A 17,517-nucleotide genomic window follows, 5' to 3' on the forward strand; every position below is an offset into this window, starting at 1 on the left:
CCGTCGGTACCGACGAAATCGGTGTCGCAGAAGCGGCAGACCGCATTCGCGCGGTCCTGCTCGCGCCCGCTCCACAGGTTGCATCCGGCGAAGCGGACGAACACCGCGCGCCGCCCCGCGTTGACGCCCTCGCCCTGCAGGGTGAGGAACATCTCCTTGACCGCATAGCTCATCGCGTCATGCCCGGACGGCGTAGACCGTCGGATCGGGCACGCCGGCGTCGTCGAACCCCTTGGCGCGCAGCCGGCAACTGTCGCACAGGCCGCAATGAACGCTGCCCGGCGCGGGATCGTAGCACGACCAGCTGATCCCCATGTCCAGCCCCAGTCGCCGCCCCTCGAGCACGATGTCCGCCTTGGTCATGTGCTGCAAAGGGGCATGGATCCGGAAGGGCGCACCCTCGACTCCCGCCTTGGTCGCGATTTCCGCCAGCCCTTCGAAGGCGCTGATGAATTCCGGGCGGCAATCGGGATAGCCCGAATAATCGAGCGCATTGACGCCGATGAACAGGTCGCGCGCGCCCGCGGCCTCCGCCCAGCCGAGCGCGAGGCTGAGAAAGATGGTGTTGCGCGCGGGCACGTAGGTGACCGGGATGCCGCCACCGTCCCCGGTCCCGACGCCGTCCTTGGGCACCGCGATATCGTCGGTCAGCGCCGATCCGCCGAACGCGGACAGGTCGAGCGGCAGGACGATGTGACGCTCCGCCCCCAGCGCCGCGGCGACGCGACGTGCGGCGGCGAGTTCGACGCGGTGACGCTGGTTGTAGTCGATCGAGAGCGCGAGCAGGCGGTAACCGGCTTCGCGCGCGCTCGCGGCGGAGATCATCGAATCGAGCCCGCCGGAGACGAGCACGACGGCCAGCGGGGCGGCCTTGGCTTCATTGGTCATGATCTGCGCGGCGCTAGCGGCCCGCCGCGCAAAAGAAAAGGGCCGCGGATGAGGCGGCCCTCTTAGGGGAAGAGCGAACCCGCTCTTTAAGGGAGAAAAGCGTGACACATCCAGGGACATGCACAACGCCGATCTAAGGGGTGCCGGTTAAATTCCCGTTAACCCCTTTCGTTCCCGAGGATATCACCTAGCGGCTCAGACGACGGGATCGGCCTCGGCGGCCACCGGGAACTTGGTCGCGCAGAACGCGCAGTCGACCTGGATAAACCCGCTTTCGTCCGCCATCTCGCGCCGCTCCTCGAGCGAGAATTTGGCGAGCACGCTGGCGATATAATCGCCGGTACAGCGGCACCCGCGCGACAGCGGGGTAGAAGCGAGGACGCGGACGTCGGGCTCTTCGTTGAACAGGCGCCATACCAGGGTTTCCAGCGGCAGCGCCGGGTCCGCCAGCTCGTCCGCGCCGGTGGTGCTGCCGAGCGCCTCGACATGCTCCCATTCGGGGTGGTCGAGGCGGGTGTGCAGCCGCTCGCGCCCGACCTCGCCCTCGGGCAGGTGCTGGAGGAACAGTCCGCCCGCGACCGTTCGCCCGTCCGCGTCGCGACGGATGCCGACGCGCACCAGGCTGGGGATCTGTTCCGACTGGATGAAATAGGATTGCGCCGCCTGCGCCAGCGTATCCCCGTCGAGCGGCACGATGCCCTGATAGCGCTCGCCCGTCGCCGCGAGGTCGAAGGTGATCGCGAGATACCCCTGGCCGAAAAGCGCGAACAGCGTCGGCTGCTCAGGCGCCGCGGCGAGCCGGTCCGCGTCGAAATCGATATAGCCGCGCACCTCGCCGCCCCGATAGTCGCAGACGAGCAACTGCACGACCCCGTTCTCGGTCCGGGTCTGCATGGTGAGCTGACCACTCGGATCCTTCAGCGTCGAACCGATGAGCGCGGCGAGCGTCAGCGCCTCGGCGAGCAGCGTCTCGATCGCGGGCGGATAGGCGTGCGCCGCAAGGACGCGGTCGAGCGCGGGGCCGAGCCGCACGATCCGCCCACGGGCCGAGCGGGCGGGGATCGCGAAGCCGAGCGCGCGATCGAGGTCGGTGGTCTGTTGCATCGGTCGGAGATGGGATGTGCGGTGGTGGGGGTCAAGTTTCGGGCAGTGAGGGTGGCGGCCGGGCGTCCTACCCCACCTGACCGAACACCCAGCGCAGGACCGCCTTCTGCGCGTGCAGCCGGTTTTCCGCCTCCGGCCAGATCAGCGACTGCGGCCCGTCGATCACGGCGTCCACCACCTCTTCCCCGCGGTGTGCGGGCAGGCAGTGAAGGAAGCGCGCATCGGGCTTCGCCTGCGCCATCAGCGCCGCGTCGACCTGATAGGGCATCATCGCGGCAAGCTTGGTCTCGGCATGCGCCTGCCCCATCGAGATCCATGTGTCGGTGACGATCACGTCGGCCCCCGCCACCGCCTCCTGCGGCGAGGCGACGACCTGCGCCCGGCCGCGGCCGAGCGCGACGTCCGCCTCGGGCGGCGCGAACCCCTGCGGACAGGCGGCAACGACGTCGAACTGCATCAGCCCCGCCGCCTCCATCAGCGAGGCGAGCACGTTGTTGCCGTCGCCCAGCCACGCGATACGAAGCCCGGGCAGCGCCTTGCCGTCCTCCAGGATCGTCTGGAGATCCGCCATGATCTGGCAAGGATGGGAATAATCGGTCAGGCCGTTGATGACCGGAACGCTCGCGTGGCGCGCCATGTCCTCGACCTTGGCGTGCTCGTCGGTACGGATCATGATCGCATCGACATAGCCGGACAGGACGCGTGCGGTGTCGGCGACGCTCTCGCCGCGGCCGAGCTGCATCGAGCCCGCTTCCATCACGATCGACGTGCCGCCCAGCTGGCGGATCGCCATGTCGAAGCTGACCCGCGTGCGGGTCGAATTCTTTTCGAAGATCATCGCCAGCACGCGGCCTGCGAGCGGGGCATCCGCGTCGGCCCGCCCCTTCGGCCAGCCCGCGCGTGCCGCCTTGCGATCGATCGCATCGGCCAGCATCGCGGCGACGCCATCGGTGCCGGCATCGGACAGGTTCAGGAAATGGCGCATCTACAATCCTCCCCGGAACGGAGAGGGGGACCAGCCGCAGGCTGGTGGAGGGGCAGCCGCAAAGACCGGCCCTCGTGGCTGCCCCTCCACCATTCGCCATGCGAACGGTCCCCCTCCCCGTGCCGGGAAGGGGAATGGTTGAATCAATCGTCGCTCGCCGGCGCGAACACCCGCGCCGCCGCGCTGAGCTTGTCGAGGCATTCGGCGACATGCGCCTCCTCGATGACCAGCGGCGGCAGGATGCGGACGACGTTCTCGCCCGCCGCGACCAGCAGCAGGCCGTGGTTGTCGCGGGCGTGCGCGACGAATTCGCGCGGCTCGACCCCGGCCTTCAGCTTGAGCCCCAACATCAGCCCCCGGCCGCGCACCGCCTCGAAGACGTGGTCGTGGTTGGGGATCAGCTGTTCCAGCCCGCCGCGCAGCCGCTCGCCGATCGTCTCGACATGCGCCAGGAAGCCGTCCGCCAGCAGCACGTCGAGCACCGCCTCCCCCGCCGCCATCGCCAGCGGATTGCCGCCATAGGTCGAACCGTGCGTACCGATCACCATGCCCGACGCCGCACGCTCGGTGGCGAGGCACGCGCCCAGCGGGAAGCCCGCGCCGATCCCCTTCGCGACCGGCATGATGTCGGGCTCGATGCCGTAATGCTCGTACGCCCACATCTTGCCGGTGCGTCCGTAGCCGCACTGCACCTCGTCGAGGATCAGCAACAGGCCGTGCTCGTCGCACGCCTTGCGCAGCCCGGTGATGAACGCGTGGCTGCCGACCGACACGCCGCCCTCGCCCTGGATCGTCTCGACCATGAAGCCCGCGGTCTCGTCGTCGATCAGCGCCAGCGCCGCGTCGAGATCGTTGAACGGCGCATAGGCGAACCCGGGCAGCAACGGCTCGAATCCGTCGCGCATCTTGGGCTGGTTGGTCGCGGAGATCGCCCCCATCGTCCGCCCGTGGAAGGCATTGTTGAAAGTGATGATCTTGGTCCGCTGCGGATTGCCCGCGGCGAAATGGAAGCGGCGCGCGGTCTTGATCGCGCATTCGACCGCCTCGGTCCCCGAATTGGTGAAGAACACCGTATCGGCGAAGCTGTTGGCGCAGATGCGCGCGGCAAGCGCCTCGCCCTGCGGCGATCCGTACAGGTTGCTGACGTGCATCAGCGTCGCCGCCTGATCCGCGATCGCCTTCACCAGATGCGGGTGGCCATGGCCGAGCGCGTTGACCGCGATCCCCGCCGCCATGTCGAGATAGCGGCTGCCGTCCTCGGAAATCAGGTGACAGCCCTCGCCTCGGACCGGACGCACCCCGCACCGTGGATAGACGGGCATCAGGGCGGTAATGGTCACGGGACGTCTCCTTCTCCGAACGAGAAAGGGCGGCCCGTCGATGGCCGCCCGTGGTTCGCATTACCGGTGTGCCCGGGGTCCGGTCAACCGTGCAACGTCGCCCGCTCAGTCTGCATCGGGTGGCGGCGGGCGGCGGGCCGTCGTGATGTCCATCATGTCGAGAGTGCCCTGCGTCGAGCGACCGGGTATACGCGATTCCGTGGACGGGATGAGCGGGTAGACCATCGAATAACGCTCGACCCGGTAAAGGCCGCGCGGGTCTGCAACGCCCTTTAGCGGGGCGTAGCGACGGTCCGCGACCGCCTTGGTCTTGGCGGCAAGCCACGATCCCGGCCTGCTCTTCGACTGTTCGAGCACGTGCAGGTCGCCGACCGATCCGTCCGGCCTGACCCAGAATCCCACGTCGGCCCATTCGGGGTCCGTATTACCCCCGCTCTGCGGACCCCGGCCGCCGCTGATCGTCCCGAAATCGACGACCGGTTCGTGGACCAGAACGGCACCGGCCATGGCCGGCAGCGGCCTGACGTCGCGACCACCGTTCGCCGGTTTGGCCTTCAGTGCCGCAATTTCGGCCTCCAGCAGTATCAGGCCATCCCGATACTCGGCGAACTCGGGCTCTGCGCGCTGTTCGATGCGGGTCATCCATCGTCGTGCGGTGGGACGATAGTCGGGATTGACGCTCCCCAGCGCCGCATAGACCGACGCCGCACGGAAGAGTGCCTGCGCCTCGACGTCGTAACGGCCGCTCTTCCGCGCCTTCGCCGCAACGTCGTTGAAGATTTCGGCCGCGGCCACGATACGGCTCTCCCTGACGAGTTGCCGCGCGGTGTCCAGCCTCTGCAAAAGGATCTGGGGATCGTCCGCAGGCAGGCCGGACTTGAGCGCATCGGTCGCGTCGAATGCCGAGAGTCGCGCCGATTCGAGCCGTCCATCGAGAACCGAGAGCCGGTTGAGGGCGCGATGAAGATCGGACACTTGGAGCGGATAGTTCTTCGCGAATTTCGCGTTGCGACCACGCGACGCCAGCAGGGTGCGGCGAGCCTCGACATAATCCCCCGCGAGGAATTCGCGTGCTGCCAGGATGATCGCGGCTTTGATTTCCTGATCGGGCGGGCACGCGCGCGCGATACAGGCCGCCAGCGACGATCTGGCCCCGTCGATGCTGCGACCGACGATCACGATATCCTTGTTCTCGACCGCCGCCGGCCCCGTGGCGGACACCGCTGCCTGCAACAATACGGCCATCACAATCATCGGATACTCCAGCTGCTGCACGACCGGACGTCTTATCGATGATCGTCGTAAAGACTTGAGTGCGAAACGCTAGGCGTCGATCGCCTCTTCATCCAGCCGCGCGGCGTTTTCCTGGATGAACGCGAAGCGGTGGGCGGGGTTGTTGCCCATCAGCCGGTCGACCAGGTCCTTCACCCCCGCCCGCTCCTCATATTCCTGCGGCAGGGTGATGCGGATCATGCCGCGGGTCTTTGGATCCATCGTCGTTTCGCGCAGCTGGCCGGGGTTCATCTCGCCCAGTCCCTTGAAGCGCGACACCTCGACCTTCTTGCCCTTGAACGCCGTCCGTTCCAGCTCGGCGCGGTGCGCGTCGTCGCGCGCGTAGAGCGATTTCGCGCCCACCGTCAGGCGATAGAGCGGCGGCTGCGCGAGATAGAGGTGCCCGCGCCGCACCAGATCGGGCATCTCCTGAAAAAAGAACGTCATCAGCAGCGTCGCGATATGCGCGCCGTCGACGTCGGCGTCGGTCATGATGACGACGCGTTCGTAGCGGAGCTGGCCGGCGTCGCAATCCTTGCGGGTGCCGCAGCCCAGCGCCTGGATCAGGTCGGCGATCTCCTGATTCGCCACGATCTTGGCGCTCGTCGCGCTGGCGACGTTGAGGATCTTGCCGCGGATCGGCAGGATCGCCTGCGTCTTGCGGTCGCGCGCCTGCTTGGCCGAACCGCCCGCCGAATCGCCCTCGACGATGAACAGTTCGGTGCCCTCGTTGCCGTCGTTGGCGCAATCGGTCAGCTTGCCGGGCAGGCGCAGCTTGCGCGCGCTCGTCGCGGTCTTGCGCTTGACCTCGCGCTCCGCCTTGCGGCGCAGCCGCTCGTCCATCCGGTCGAGGACGTAGCCGAGCAGCACCTTGCCGCGCTCCATGTTGTGGCCGAGCCAGTGGTCGAAATGGTCGCGCACCGCCTTTTCGACGAGGCCCGCCGCCTCCGGACTGGTCAGCCGGTCCTTGGTCTGGCTCTGGAACTGTGGTTCGCGGATGAAGACGCTGAGCATCAGCTCGCTGCCGATCATCACGTCGTCGGCGGTGATGTCCTTCGCCTTCTTTTGATGGACGAGGTCGCCGAAGCCGCGCAGGCCGCGCACCAGCGCCTGGCGCAGTCCCTGTTCGTGCGTGCCGCCGTCGGGGGTCGGGATGGTGTTGCAATACCAGCTGTAGCTGCCGTCGCTCCACAACGGCCAGGCGACCGCCCATTCGACGCGGCCCTGCTGGCCGGGAAAATCCTGCGACCCGGAAAAGAAGTCGGCGGTGGCGCATTCGCGGGCCCCGACCTGTTCCCTGAGGTGGTCGGCGAGGCCGCCGGGGAACTGGAACACCGCCTCGGCCGGGGTGTCGCTGCCCTCGACCAGCTCGGGGCTGCAATGCCAGCGGATCTCGACCCCGGCGAACAGATACGCCTTGGACCGCGCGAGCTGGTAGAGCCGCTTGGGCTTGAACGCGAGTTCGGGGCCGAAAATCTCCGTATCGGGGATGAACGCCACCGACGTGCCGCGGCGGTTGGGCGCCGCGCCGACATGCTCCAGCGGCCCTTGCGTCAGGCCGCGGCTGAAGCGCTGGCGGTACAATTGCCGATCGCGCGCGACCTCGACCAGCGTGTCCGACGACAGCGCGTTGACCACCGACACGCCGACGCCGTGCAGGCCGCCGCTGGTCGCATAGGCCTTGCCGGCGAACTTGCCGCCCGAATGCAGCGTCGACAGGATCACCTCCAGCGCGCTCTTGTCCGGAAACTTGGGATGCGGATCGACCGGGATGCCGCGGCCGTTGTCGACGATGGTCAGCCGGTTGCCCGGCTCCAGCGTCACCTCGATCCGGGTCGCGTGACCGGCGACGGCCTCGTCCATCGCATTGTCGAGCACTTCGGCGGCGAGGTGGTGCAGCGCGCGTTCGTCCGTGCCGCCGACGTACATGCCCGGGCGACGGCGCACCGGCTCCAGCCCTTCCAGCACCTCGATCGACGAGGCATCGTAATCATTGGCGGGCGCCGCGGTGGACGCGAACAGGTCTTTGGCCATCGCCCGGAACCATAAGGGAACATCGCGGGGGATACCAGCGTCGTGCATCGCCCCGTGTTGCTGGGATGTGTCCCGGGTGATGCATCAAAGCCACAGGTCGGGCATTTTGCCGGATGGCATGCATATTGTCGCGGCGGCGGACGTTCCTTGGGCGACTGCAACATCCTCGGGAGTTACCATGCGCACCACATTGATCCTCGGCGCCCTCGCCGCCGCGAGCGTCGCCACCGCCGCCCAGGCGCAGGAGATGACCGACGACGCGCCGTTCAGCGGCATCTATATCGGTGCGTCGGGCGGCTACGACGTCCAGCCGAACGACGTCGGTTCGTCGATCCTGTTCGATCGCGGGTCGAACGGCAGCTTCGGCGACACGGTGTCGACCGCGGCCGGCGCCAATGCCTTCTCGCCCGGCTTCTGCAACGGTCGCGCCGTCGCCGCCACGCCGCTGCCCGCCGGCTGCCGCAACGACAAGGACGGCTGGTCCTATTACGGCCGCATCGGCATGGACGCCCAGCGCGGCAATATCGTGATCGGTGCGCTCGGCGAATTCGGCAAGACCGAGATCACCGACAGCGTCAGCGGCTTTTCGACGACCCCCGCCAATTACGTGATGACCCGCGACGTGAAGTGGGAAGCCAGCGTCCGCGGTCGCATCGGCTATGCGCCGGGCACGACGCTGTTCTACGGCACGTTCGGCCCCGGCTATGCGAACATCGATCGCAGCTTCAGCTCGACCAACACCGCGAACAGCTTCGCACAGTTCGGCAAGCGCAAGCAGTTCGGCATCGTCGGCGGTGGCGGCGTCGAACAGAAGCTGGGCCGCAACTTCTCGGTGGGCATGGAATATACCTATCACCAGTATCAGGACGACGATGCGCGCGTCCGCGTGACGCAGGGCACGGCGCCGGCGACCAACCCGTTCGTGCTCGCATCGGGTGGCACCTCGACCGACTTCCGCCGTTCGGACGAGAAGTTCCGCTGGCACTCGCTGCGCGCGACCGCGGCGTTCCGCTTCTGACCCGGCTGCGGGCGCCGTGCCACCGCGCGGCGCCCGCAGGACGGAATAGAAAAAAGGGGCCGGCACTGCGAAGTGCCGGCCCCTTTTGCATGGGATCCTCGCGGCCGGATCAGCGGACGCGGGGGCCGCCGAAGGGCAACGGCGGCGGCGGGCGGCGGTCGCGACGCGGCAGCTGCGCCTGATAGGCGTGCCCGCAATGCGCGACGCAATAGGGGAAACCGGGGTTCACCTTTTCGCCGCAGAAGTGGAAGTCGGGCTCGCCCGGGTGGCCGAGCGGCCATTTGCAGATACGGTCGTTGAGGTCGAGCAAGGTCGTCTTCCCCGCGATCTCGGCCGACGGCTTCGCCGGCACCAGGCGGCGCGGCGGTGCCGGGGTGGACGGCGGCTGCTGCTCGCCGGGCGACTGGCGGACGAACCCGCCCGGGCCGACCGACCGCAGGATCGGCTGCGGCTCGCGCACCGGCGCCGGTGCGGCGACGACCTCGTCCTCGTCCTCGTCCGCATCGTCCTCCTCGACCGCGGCGACCACCGGCTCGGGAGCGGGCGCGGGCGCGGGACGCGGCGGCGCAGGCGGCGGTGGCGGCGGCGCGGCGACCACGGGCTCGACCGGTGGCGGCGCCGGCACGGGCGCCGGAGCGGCGGCCACGACGGGCTCGTTCGGCTTCACCGGCGACGGACGCGACTGGAGACCCAGGCGATGCGCCTTGCCGATCACCGCATTGCGGCTGACGCCACCCAGCGCCTCGGCGATCTGGCTGGCGGTCTGCCCCGCCTCCCACATCGTCTTGAGCGTGTCGATCCGCTCTTCGGTCCAGGACATTCTTGCATTCCTCACTCTCGCGCCGGGTTGCAGGCGGCTGCCGCTGCGGTTACCCGCTTCGCGTATGAGCAGCCAGCCCCCAATCGGCGACATCCAATCGGCGATCCGGTCCGCACCCGGCGTGCCGGTGATCCGGAACGTGAACTGGGGCGGCCTGAAGACCCTCTATGTGAAGGAGGTGCGCCGGTTCTTCAAGGTCCACCTCCAGACGGTGTGGGCGCCGGCGATCACGACCCTGCTGTTCCTGATCGTCTTCACGATCGCGACGGGGGCGAAAAGCCCGGTGCACGTCGGGGGGATCGTCGTGCCCTTCGCCGATTTCATCGCCCCCGGCCTCATCATCAGCCAGGGCATGATGGGCCCCGCCTTCGCCAACGCGAGCTTCTCGCTGCTGGTCGGCAAGATCCAGGGCACGATCGTCGACTATCTCCAGCCGCCGCTGTCGACCGGCGAGCTGCTCGCCGCGCTGGTCGGTGGCGCGATGACGCGCGCATTCATCGTCGGCTTCATCTGCTGGTGCGCGATGGCGCTGTACCCGGGTGTCCACGTCACCCCGGTCCACCCGCTCGCGATCCTGTGGTTCGGGTTCCTCGGCGCCGCGTTCCTCGCCTTTCTCGGCGTGCTGACGTCGATCTGGGCGGAAAAGTTCGATCATGCCGCCGCGGTCACCAACTTCGTGATCGCGCCGCTGTCGCTGCTGTCGGGGACCTTCTATTCGGTCGACCGCCTGGCGCCCGCCTTCCGCGCGTTCAGCCACGCCAATCCGTTCTTCTACATCATTTCGGGGTTCCGATACGGCTTCCTCGGCGCCGCCGATTCGCCCGTCATGACCGGCAGCATCGCGATCCTGGGCGCCGACGTGGTATTGGGCGTCGTCTGCTACACGCTGCTGCGCAAGGGCTGGAAGCTCAAGAACTGACCCGCCTCACCGCGGGTCGTCGCTGAGCAGGCCGTAGAGCAACGTGTCGCGTACGCCGATATGCGTCCGCCATTCGCCACGCAGTCGCCCCTCGCAGGTAAAGCCCAGCGCCTCCAGCAGGCGGATCGACGCGGTATTGTCGGGATCGGTATCGGCGAAGATGCGCCGGTATCCCGCGGCGAACCGCTCCGCGATCGCCGCCGCCACCGCCTCGCGCGCGATGCCGTGGCCCCGTGCCGCGTGGACGAACAGATAGCCGATCTCGGTCACCTCCGGGCGACGATCATGGACCGAGACGAAGCCCGCCACGCGCCCGTCGTGCACGACCGACCAGGCGCTGCCGTCCGCCAGATACGCCCGCAACGCATCGATGTCCTCGAACGGCGCGCACGACCACCAGCGCATCGCCGCGGCGTCCGCCATGGTCGCAAACAGCGCATCGGCATCGTCGGCCACGGGCGGGCGCAGGGTCAGCCGCGCCGTCGTCAGAGTCGGCAGCGCGTTCACGCGGTCAGCGCATCCACCAGCGCGCGCACCTTGGCCTGTCGCCATTGCGGCAGCGGCGCGACCAGCCAATAGCCGCATCGCGACGGCTGCGGATCGCCGATCACCGCGACGGCGCCGGTCGCGATCGCCTGCGCGGCGAGCAGTTCGGGCACCGTCGTCCGGCCCAGCCCGGCGGCGGCGGCATCGATCGCCAGCCCGGCATCGGCGACCCGCACCAGCGCGCCGCCATCCCCGCCGGGACAGCCGGGCCAGCCGATGACCGTCTCGCCGGCACCCGACGCCGCGATCGTCACCATGCCCTCCGACTCGAGCGCCTCGCCCTCGTGCTCGCCCGGCCCCTCGCCCCAGCGGATCGCGAGGTCGAGGTTCGCTTCGGTGAAATCGACCGCACCGCCCAGCCCGTTCACGTCGGACGCGAGCAGCACGAACCGCAATTCGCCGTCGCGCCGCGCGATCTCGGCAAGGCGGGGCATCAGCCATTTCTCGGTCAGGTCGCGCGGCGCGGCGATCGTCAGCGACTTGGAGGATTGCCCGGCCTGCATCGCGCGGACCGCTTCCTCGAATTGCAGGAAGCCGTCGCGCAACGGGCCGAGCCCCGCCTCCGCCTCCGGCGTCAGTTCCAGTCCGCGGGTCGTCCGGCGGAACAGGACGACGCCCAGGGTATCCTCCAGCGCGCGGATCTGCTGCCCGACCGCGGCGGGGGTCACCGCCAGCTCGTCGGCGGCGCGCGTGAAGCTGAGGTGCCGCGCCGCGGCGTCGAGCACGCGCAGCCCGTTGAGCGGCAGGTGCGTCCGCTTCACGAGTCCACCGCGGGCGCGAACAGCGCGAATTTCGGAATGGCGGCATCGAACGCGACGCCGTCCTCGCCGATCAGGCGATAACTGCCCTGCATCGCCCCGGTCGGCGTCTGGAGCGGGCAGCCCGACACATAGTCGAAGCTCGCCCCCGGCGCGATCAGCGGCTGTTCGCCGACGACGCCCTCGCCCTCGACCGAATGGCGCGCGCCGCGGCCGTCGGTGATGATCCAGTGCCGGGTCAGCAATTGCACCGCGCGGTCGGATCCGTTCTCGATCCTGATGTGATAGGCCCAGAACCAGCGCCCGCGCCGCGGCTCCGACTGTTCGGGCAGGTAGCTGACCGCAACCCGCACGGTCACCCCGTCGGTGGTCGCCGCGTGCGGGAAGAATTCCTTCACAGCCCGACCTGCCGCAGCGCCTGGTCGAGATCGTCGATGACGTCCTGCGGATCCTCCAGGCCGACGTTCAGCCGCAGCATGCCTTCCGTAATGCCCATTTCGAGGCGCTTGTCCTCGGCGACGCCGGCGTGCGTGGTCGAGGCGGGATGCGTCATCAGCGAGCGCGAATCGCCGATGTTGTTCGAGATATCGACCAGCGCGAGCGCGTCGAGCAGGCCGTGCGCCTGCGCCCGGTCGGCGACCTCGAACGCGAAGATCGGGCCGGTCGCGACCATCTGGCTCATCGCCAGATCGTGTTGCGGGTGGCTGGCGAGGCCGGGATGCAGGATCCGCGGCACGCGCGATTCGAGGAAGCGGCCGACCTTCAGCGCGTTGTCGGACTGGCGCATGATGCGCAGGTCGAGCGTCTCCAGCCCCTTCAGCACCACCCAGGCGTTGAACGGCGACAGCGTCGGCCCGGTATTGCGGGTGAAGGGCAGCAGCGTGTTGCTGATGAAATCCTCGCTGCCGCAGACCGCGCCGGCGAGCACCCGCCCCTGCCCGTCCATCATCTTGGTCGCCGAATAGGCGGTGACATCCGCGCCGAGATCGAGCGGGCGCTGCAACGCCGGCGTCGCGAAGGCATTGTCGACCACGCTGACGATGCCGCGTTCGCGCGCGATGCTGCAGACGCTGCGCAGGTCGACCACGTCCATCGTCGGATTGGCCGGCGTTTCGAAGAAGAACACCTTCGTTTCCGGCCGGACGGCGTCGAGGAACTGCTGCGGATCGCGCGCATCGACGATCGTGGTCGCGATCCCGAATTTCGGCAGCAGTGTGTCGGTCAGCCAGCGGCACGACCCGAAGGCCGCGCGCCCGCCGACGAGGTGGTCGCCCGCCTGCAACTGGCACAGCAGCACCGCGGTCATCGCCGCCATGCCGCTCGCCATCGTCCGGCATGCCTCCGCGCCCTCGAGCAGCGCGATGCGCTTTTCCAGCATCTCGACGGTCGGATTCTGGAGCCGGGAATAGGTCATCCCCTCCTGCTCGCCGGCGAACCGCGCCGCCGCGTCCGACGCCTTGTCGTAGCTGTAGCCGGAGGTGAGGAACAGCGCCTCGCTCGTCTCGCCATATTCGCTGCGCGCGGTGCCGCCGCGAACCGCGAGCGTGGCGGGGCGCCAATGCGCCGTGATCGAGGGGTCCTGGCCTGCCTTGCGCTTCATGGCGAGCGCTTTGCCGGACCCGGGCGGGGGGTGCAAGGGCGGGGACACCGCGAAGGCTTGCCAATCCGCCGCCGCGCGGAGACAAGATCCCCGTGCGCCTCCCCACCCGCCCCCTGCCCGTCGCGCTCCTGTTCGGGCTGGCCGCGCAACTGCTGTTCTGCTGGCGACTGACGACGCCGCATATCCTGGTCTTCGACGAGGTGCATTACGTCCCCGCCGCGCGGATGCTGCGCGACCTCGCCGGGCCGGTGAACATCGAACATCCCCTGTTCGGCAAGACGCTGATCGCGTTGGGGATGACGATCTTCGGCGACGACCCGCTCGGCTGGCGGGCGATGTCGACCGTCGCGGCCAGCACCGTCGTGATGGGCGTGTTCGCGATCCTGTGGCTGACGTTCGGGCGGCTGCGCACCGCCAGCGTCGGGGCGGCGGTGACGATCCTCGACTTCACCGTGCTGGTGCAGGCGCGTACCGCGATGCTCGACGGCTTCATGGCCGCCTTCGTCGTGACCGGGCTTGCCGCGCTGCTATGGGCGATGCGCGGCAGTGGCGCGGCGGTCTGGCGGCGCTGGCTGCTGGGCGCGTGCCTGCTCGGCCTCGCGGTCGGCACGAAGTGGACCGCGCTGCCCTATGTGGGTTTCGCCGGCCTCGCCTTCCTCGTCATGGGCCACCGGCGGCCGGACCTGTGGCCGAAGCTGCCGCGAATCGCCGCGCTGGCGCTGCTCGGCCTGGTCGTCGCGGCGACCTATGCCGCAACCTTCGCGCCCGCCTTCTTCTACGCCAGCGAGCCGCTGACCTGGCGCACGCTGCTGCCGTTCCAGGTCGACATGTACCTGCGCCAGACGCAAGTGCTGCCGCCGCACACCTATCAGTCGGGCTGGTGGACGTGGCCGTTCGACTGGCGGCCGGTCTGGTACCTCTACGAACCGGTCGACGGGGCGCAGCGCGGCGTGCTGATGCTGGGCAATCCGGCGGTGATGTGGGGGGGACTGCTGGCGGTCGCGGGGTGCCTCGCCGCGTGGCTGCGCGGCGGCAACCGGGCGGCGGGCGGCATCGCGCTGCTCTGGATCGCCAGCGTCGCGATGTGGGCGTTGATCCCCAAGTCGCTGGGCTTCTATTATTATTATTATCTGTCGAGCATCTGGCTCGGCCTGGCGATCGCCGCGGCGTTCGATCACTGGCGCGTCCGCCTGCGCTATTGGGACGAGGCGTTCCTGGCGCTCTCCGCCGTCCTGTTCATCCACTTCCATCCGATCCTCAGCGCCGCCGCGCTGCGCGGGCCGGGGTCGTTCCACCGCTGGATGTGGCTGTCCAGCTGGGTCTAGCCGTCAGTAGCGGCCCCAGACGAATTTCGACGACAGCGCATAATTCCACACCGCGCCGACCAGGATCCCGATCAGCGCCGATGCCGCCGCGCCGCCGTCGCGGAAATCGTGGACGAAGGCGGCGATGCCGACGTTGGCGACCAGCCCGACCGAACAGACGACGCAGAACGACACCCAGCCGTCGAGCAGCTGCCGCAGGCCCTTCAACCGCCGGTCGCGATAGGTCAGCGCGTTGTTGAGCAGGAAATTGAACGTCATCGCCGCCGTCGCACCCATGATCTGTGCCGGCAGGAAACCGCTGCCGAGCAGCATCGCCAGCCCCAGCACCGCCATGTGGACGCCGACGCCGAGCACGCCGATGCCGGAGAACATCGCGAACCGCACCGGCACGAACCGCCCGAACATGCGGTCGTACAAGGCGATCAGATATTCCATCGCGACGACGTGATCGAGCTTCGATTCGCCCTCCGTCCGGACCCGGAAGGTATAGGGCAGCTCGGCAAAGCGCAGCGCGACCGGGCTCGCCGTCATCAGGTCGAGCAGGATCTTGAACCCGATCGCCGACAGCTCGGGCGCGAGCCGCCGCGCATGCGCGGTGCGGATCGCGAAGAAGCCGCTCATCGGATCGCTGAGGTCGCCCTTCAGCACCCGGCGCGACAACTTGGTCGCAAAGGCGGATTTGGCGACGCGGTCGCGATCCCATTCGCCGGTCCCGCCGCCGTCGACGAAGCGCGATCCGACGACGAGGTCGAGCTCGGGATCGTCGCGCAACAGGTCGAGCATCGCCGGCAGCAGCGTCTCGTCATGCTGGAGGTCGCCGTCGATCACCGCGACGACCGGCGCCGCGGTGGCGCACATCCCCTCGATACACGCCGACGACAGGCCGCGCCGGCCGATGCGATGGATCACGCGCACGCGCGGATCGATCCGCCCCAGCTCGCGCGCCGCCTCCGCGGTGCCATCGGGGCTGTCGTCGTCGACGAAGATCGCTTCCCATCGGCGCCCCGCCAGTGCCTGGTCGAGCTTCGCCACCAGCGTCGGCACGTTCGCGCGTTCGTTGAACGTCGGGATGACGACCGCGATCTCGAGCAGCGTGCTCACAGGGCGGCGAGCACCGCGTCCCCCATGCGGGAGGTCGTCATGCTGCCGCCTAGGTCGGGGGTGCGCGCGCCGTCGCGGATCGCAGCCGCCACCGCCGCGTCGATCCGGTCCGCCGCCGCGGCATCGCCCAGCGAATGGCGCAGCATCATCGCCGCGGACAGGATCGCGGCGCAGGGGTTGGCCTTGCCCTGCCCGGCGATGTCGGGCGCGGAGCCGTGGATCGGCTCGTACAGGCCCTTGCCCGCGTCATCGAGGCTGGCGGAGGGGAGCATGCCGATCGATCCGGCGCACATCGACGCCTGGTCCGACAGGATGTCGCCGAACAGATTGCCGGTGACGATCACGTCGAACTGCCCGGGATTGCGCACCAGCTGCATCGCGGCATTGTCGACATACATGTGCGTCAGCGCGACGTCGGGATAGTCCGCCGCCACCTCGATCACCACGTCGCGCCACAATTGCGAGGTTTCGAGCACGTTCGCCTTGTCGACCGAGCACAATTGGCCGCGCCGCCGCCGCGCGGTCTCGAACCCGACGCGGGCGATGCGGCGCACCTCCGCCTCGTCGTAGTGCATCGCGTCATAGCCCTCGCGCAGGCCCGCGGCATTGGTCCGCCGGCCCTTTTCGCCGAAATAGACGTCGCCGTTCAGTTCGCGGACGATGACGAGGTCGATCGCGCGCGCCACGTCCGGCTTCAGCGCCGACGCATCCTCCAGCCCCGCGAACAGCGTCGCCGGGCGCAGGTTGGAAAACAGGCCGAGGTGCTTGCGCAGGCCCAGGATCGCCTGTTCGGGTCGCAGCGCGCGTTCGAGCGTATCGCAGCGCGGATCGCCGACCGCGCCGAACAGCAGTGCATCGGCACGGCGCGCCACGTCGAGCGTCGCGTTGGGCAGCGGGTGGCCGACCGCATGATAGGCGACGCCGCCGACGGGCGCTTCCTCATAGTCCAGGTCCAGATCGAGGGCGTCGAGTATGCGCCGCGCCTGCTCGATCACTTCGGGGCCGATGCCGTCGCCCGGCAGGAGTGCGATCAATGCCATGGCGCTCGCCTTGCCGCGCCGTCGCGGCTCACGCAACCGCCCTTTTCAGCATCGCCACCAGCCGCTCGCGCGCGACCAGCGGATCGGCACGGCGATCGACCAGCAGGTCGCGGGCGATGAAATGGCCGGTGATCGCGAGCCCTGCAAAGATGTCGGGCCAGTCCGCCGCGCCGCCCGCCGCGAGGAACGCCGGCAACGGCAGCAGCCGCGCCTCATAGCCGTGCGCCGCGCCGCGGCACACCGCGCCGCCGCTGCGCGGGCTGACATAGTCGAGGTCGGCGACGCCGCCGGTGACGACGCAGGCGGTCAGGTCGAGCCCGAAGCCGAGTTCCGCGAGCAGCAGCAGCTCGTAGCGCGCCAGCACGCTCGCCCAGCCGCGCGCCGATGGCGCCGCCTCGATCGCGTCGAGCACGGCGCCGAGCGCGTCGTAGACGCGCGGATAGGGCTGCGCCTCCGGCAGGGCGGTGGCGGTCAGCGCGGTGACCCAGGCAAGCGCGGCGGCGGCGAGCGGTTCGCCGTGCAGCGCGGCGCGGCTGTGGACGGGCTCGATCGTCAGCGCCGCCAGCTGTTCGCCGGTCCGCGCCCGCCATTCGCCGGCGATACCGTTGGCGGGTTGCAGGACGGGACGCATCTGGCGCGAGCGGCCGCCACGGACATAGCCCGGCTGCACCCCGTCGCCGCGGGTCAGCGCGCGCACGACCGCGCCATGTTCGCCATGCGCGCGGACGGCGAGGACGATGGCTTCGGCGCGCAGGTGCATGGCGCCG

At 69.1% G+C, this 17,517-nt stretch carries 17 protein-coding genes and 1 pseudogene; 3 read left to right on the forward strand and 15 right to left on the reverse strand.

Going from position 1 to position 17,517, the window contains the following annotated elements; translation table 11 throughout:
• From LPN01_RS06070 to parE, 7 genes and pseudogenes are all read right to left on the reverse strand, one after another.
• Positions 1-173 (reverse strand): annotated as a pseudogene (locus LPN01_RS06070) (7-carboxy-7-deazaguanine synthase); the annotation flags it as partial.
• 4 nt (positions 174-177) lie between these two features.
• Complete coding sequence (gene queC / locus LPN01_RS06075; RefSeq protein WP_262827473.1) at positions 178-888, reverse strand: 7-cyano-7-deazaguanine synthase QueC; 711 nt, start codon at positions 886-888, stop codon at positions 178-180.
• Between the two features lie 195 nt (positions 889-1,083).
• Positions 1,084-1,992 (reverse strand): Hsp33 family molecular chaperone HslO, encoded by a 909-nt coding sequence (locus LPN01_RS06080; protein WP_262827474.1) that lies wholly within the window; start codon positions 1,990-1,992, stop codon positions 1,084-1,086.
• A gap of 67 nt (positions 1,993-2,059) precedes the next feature.
• Positions 2,060-2,977 (reverse strand): ornithine carbamoyltransferase, encoded by a 918-nt coding sequence (gene argF, locus LPN01_RS06085; RefSeq protein ID WP_262827475.1) that lies wholly within the window; start codon positions 2,975-2,977, stop codon positions 2,060-2,062.
• A 143-nt stretch (positions 2,978-3,120) separates the two neighbouring features.
• Positions 3,121-4,317 (reverse strand): aspartate aminotransferase family protein, encoded by a 1,197-nt coding sequence (locus LPN01_RS06090; RefSeq protein WP_262827476.1) that lies wholly within the window; start codon positions 4,315-4,317, stop codon positions 3,121-3,123.
• A 105-nt stretch (positions 4,318-4,422) separates the two neighbouring features.
• A complete protein-coding gene (locus tag LPN01_RS06095) occupies positions 4,423-5,592 on the reverse strand; it encodes a hypothetical protein (protein WP_262827477.1) in 1,170 nt (389 codons plus the stop codon).
• Between the two features lie 48 nt (positions 5,593-5,640).
• The gene (gene parE, locus LPN01_RS06100; RefSeq protein ID WP_262827478.1) at positions 5,641-7,623 is read right to left on the reverse strand and encodes a DNA topoisomerase IV subunit B; all 1,983 of its coding nucleotides are present in this window, start codon (positions 7,621-7,623) and stop codon (positions 5,641-5,643) included.
• Between the two features lie 178 nt (positions 7,624-7,801).
• Here parE and LPN01_RS06105 point away from each other — a divergent pair, with 178 nt between their 5' ends.
• On the forward strand, positions 7,802-8,641 hold the full coding sequence (locus LPN01_RS06105) for an outer membrane protein (protein ID WP_262827479.1): 840 nt from the start codon (positions 7,802-7,804) through the stop codon (positions 8,639-8,641).
• 109 nt (positions 8,642-8,750) lie between these two features.
• Here the strand turns inward: LPN01_RS06105 and LPN01_RS06110 are convergent, their stop codons facing one another.
• The gene (locus tag LPN01_RS06110) at positions 8,751-9,461 is read right to left on the reverse strand and encodes a GcrA family cell cycle regulator (RefSeq protein ID WP_262827480.1); all 711 of its coding nucleotides are present in this window, start codon (positions 9,459-9,461) and stop codon (positions 8,751-8,753) included.
• Positions 9,462-9,525: 64 nt separating this feature from the next.
• Between LPN01_RS06110 and LPN01_RS06115 the strand changes: the two genes are divergently transcribed.
• On the forward strand, positions 9,526-10,380 hold the full coding sequence (locus tag LPN01_RS06115) for an ABC transporter permease (RefSeq protein ID WP_262827481.1): 855 nt from the start codon (positions 9,526-9,528) through the stop codon (positions 10,378-10,380).
• Positions 10,381-10,386: 6 nt separating this feature from the next.
• Here the strand turns inward: LPN01_RS06115 and LPN01_RS06120 are convergent, their stop codons facing one another.
• From LPN01_RS06120 to LPN01_RS06135, 4 genes are read right to left on the reverse strand one after another with little or no spacing between them, the layout of a single operon-like run.
• A complete protein-coding gene (locus LPN01_RS06120; protein WP_262827482.1) occupies positions 10,387-10,887 on the reverse strand; it encodes a GNAT family N-acetyltransferase in 501 nt (166 codons plus the stop codon).
• Positions 10,884-11,687: a LysR family transcriptional regulator gene (locus LPN01_RS06125; protein ID WP_262827483.1), complete on the reverse strand. Its 804-nt coding sequence runs from the start codon at positions 11,685-11,687 to the stop codon at positions 10,884-10,886. The genes LPN01_RS06120 and LPN01_RS06125 overlap by 4 nt, the downstream gene beginning before the upstream one ends.
• Positions 11,684-12,082: a Co2+/Mg2+ efflux protein ApaG gene (gene apaG / locus LPN01_RS06130; RefSeq protein WP_262827484.1), complete on the reverse strand. Its 399-nt coding sequence runs from the start codon at positions 12,080-12,082 to the stop codon at positions 11,684-11,686. Before apaG ends, LPN01_RS06125 begins: the two co-directional genes overlap by 4 nt.
• Positions 12,079-13,284, reverse strand: a complete 1,206-nt coding sequence (locus LPN01_RS06135; protein ID WP_262827485.1) for a trans-sulfuration enzyme family protein — start codon at positions 13,282-13,284, stop codon at positions 12,079-12,081. The genes apaG and LPN01_RS06135 overlap by 4 nt, the downstream gene beginning before the upstream one ends.
• A gap of 92 nt (positions 13,285-13,376) precedes the next feature.
• Between LPN01_RS06135 and LPN01_RS06140 the strand changes: the two genes are divergently transcribed.
• A complete protein-coding gene (locus LPN01_RS06140; protein WP_262827486.1) occupies positions 13,377-14,609 on the forward strand; it encodes a phospholipid carrier-dependent glycosyltransferase in 1,233 nt (410 codons plus the stop codon).
• 3 nt (positions 14,610-14,612) lie between these two features.
• Here the strand turns inward: LPN01_RS06140 and LPN01_RS06145 are convergent, their stop codons facing one another.
• The 3 genes from LPN01_RS06145 to recO are packed head-to-tail and all read right to left on the reverse strand — an operon-like array spanning position 14,613 to position 17,510.
• Positions 14,613-15,710, reverse strand: a complete 1,098-nt coding sequence (locus LPN01_RS06145) for a glycosyltransferase family 2 protein (protein ID WP_262827487.1) — start codon at positions 15,708-15,710, stop codon at positions 14,613-14,615.
• Positions 15,707-16,750: a 3-isopropylmalate dehydrogenase gene (leuB, locus tag LPN01_RS06150; protein WP_262827488.1), complete on the reverse strand. Its 1,044-nt coding sequence runs from the start codon at positions 16,748-16,750 to the stop codon at positions 15,707-15,709. Before leuB ends, LPN01_RS06145 begins: the two co-directional genes overlap by 4 nt.
• Positions 16,751-16,778: 28 nt before the next feature.
• Positions 16,779-17,510 carry a DNA repair protein RecO gene (recO, locus tag LPN01_RS06155; RefSeq protein WP_262827489.1) on the reverse strand — a complete coding sequence of 244 codons (732 nt, stop codon included), beginning with the start codon at positions 17,508-17,510 and terminating at the stop codon, positions 16,779-16,781.
• Positions 17,511-17,517 lie beyond the last annotated feature (7 nt).

This window comes from Sphingomonas sp. A2-49 (assembly GCF_025548555.1).
Taxonomy (GTDB): Bacteria; Pseudomonadota; Alphaproteobacteria; order Sphingomonadales; family Sphingomonadaceae; genus Sphingomonas.

Bases quoted from the DNA above. Each gene is read 5' to 3' on its own strand.
- LPN01_RS06080 (WP_262827474.1), bottom strand. From the start codon at position 1,992: ATGCAACAGACCACCGACCTCGATCGCGCGCTCGGCTTCGCGATCCCC.
- LPN01_RS06110 (WP_262827480.1), bottom strand. From the start codon at position 9,461: ATGTCCTGGACCGAAGAGCGGATCGACACGCTCAAGACGATGTGGGAG.
- parE (WP_262827478.1), bottom strand. From the start codon at position 7,623: ATGGCCAAAGACCTGTTCGCGTCCACCGCGGCGCCCGCCAATGATTAC.
- LPN01_RS06135 (WP_262827485.1), bottom strand. From the start codon at position 13,284: ATGAAGCGCAAGGCAGGCCAGGACCCCTCGATCACGGCGCATTGGCGC.
- recO (WP_262827489.1), bottom strand. From the start codon at position 17,510: ATGCACCTGCGCGCCGAAGCCATCGTCCTCGCCGTCCGCGCGCATGGC.
- LPN01_RS06105 (WP_262827479.1), top strand. From the start codon at position 7,802: ATGCGCACCACATTGATCCTCGGCGCCCTCGCCGCCGCGAGCGTCGCC.
- argF (WP_262827475.1), bottom strand. From the start codon at position 2,977: ATGCGCCATTTCCTGAACCTGTCCGATGCCGGCACCGATGGCGTCGCC.
- queC (WP_262827473.1), bottom strand. From the start codon at position 888: ATGACCAATGAAGCCAAGGCCGCCCCGCTGGCCGTCGTGCTCGTCTCC.
- leuB (WP_262827488.1), bottom strand. From the start codon at position 16,750: ATGGCATTGATCGCACTCCTGCCGGGCGACGGCATCGGCCCCGAAGTG.
- LPN01_RS06115 (WP_262827481.1), top strand. From the start codon at position 9,526: ATGAGCAGCCAGCCCCCAATCGGCGACATCCAATCGGCGATCCGGTCC.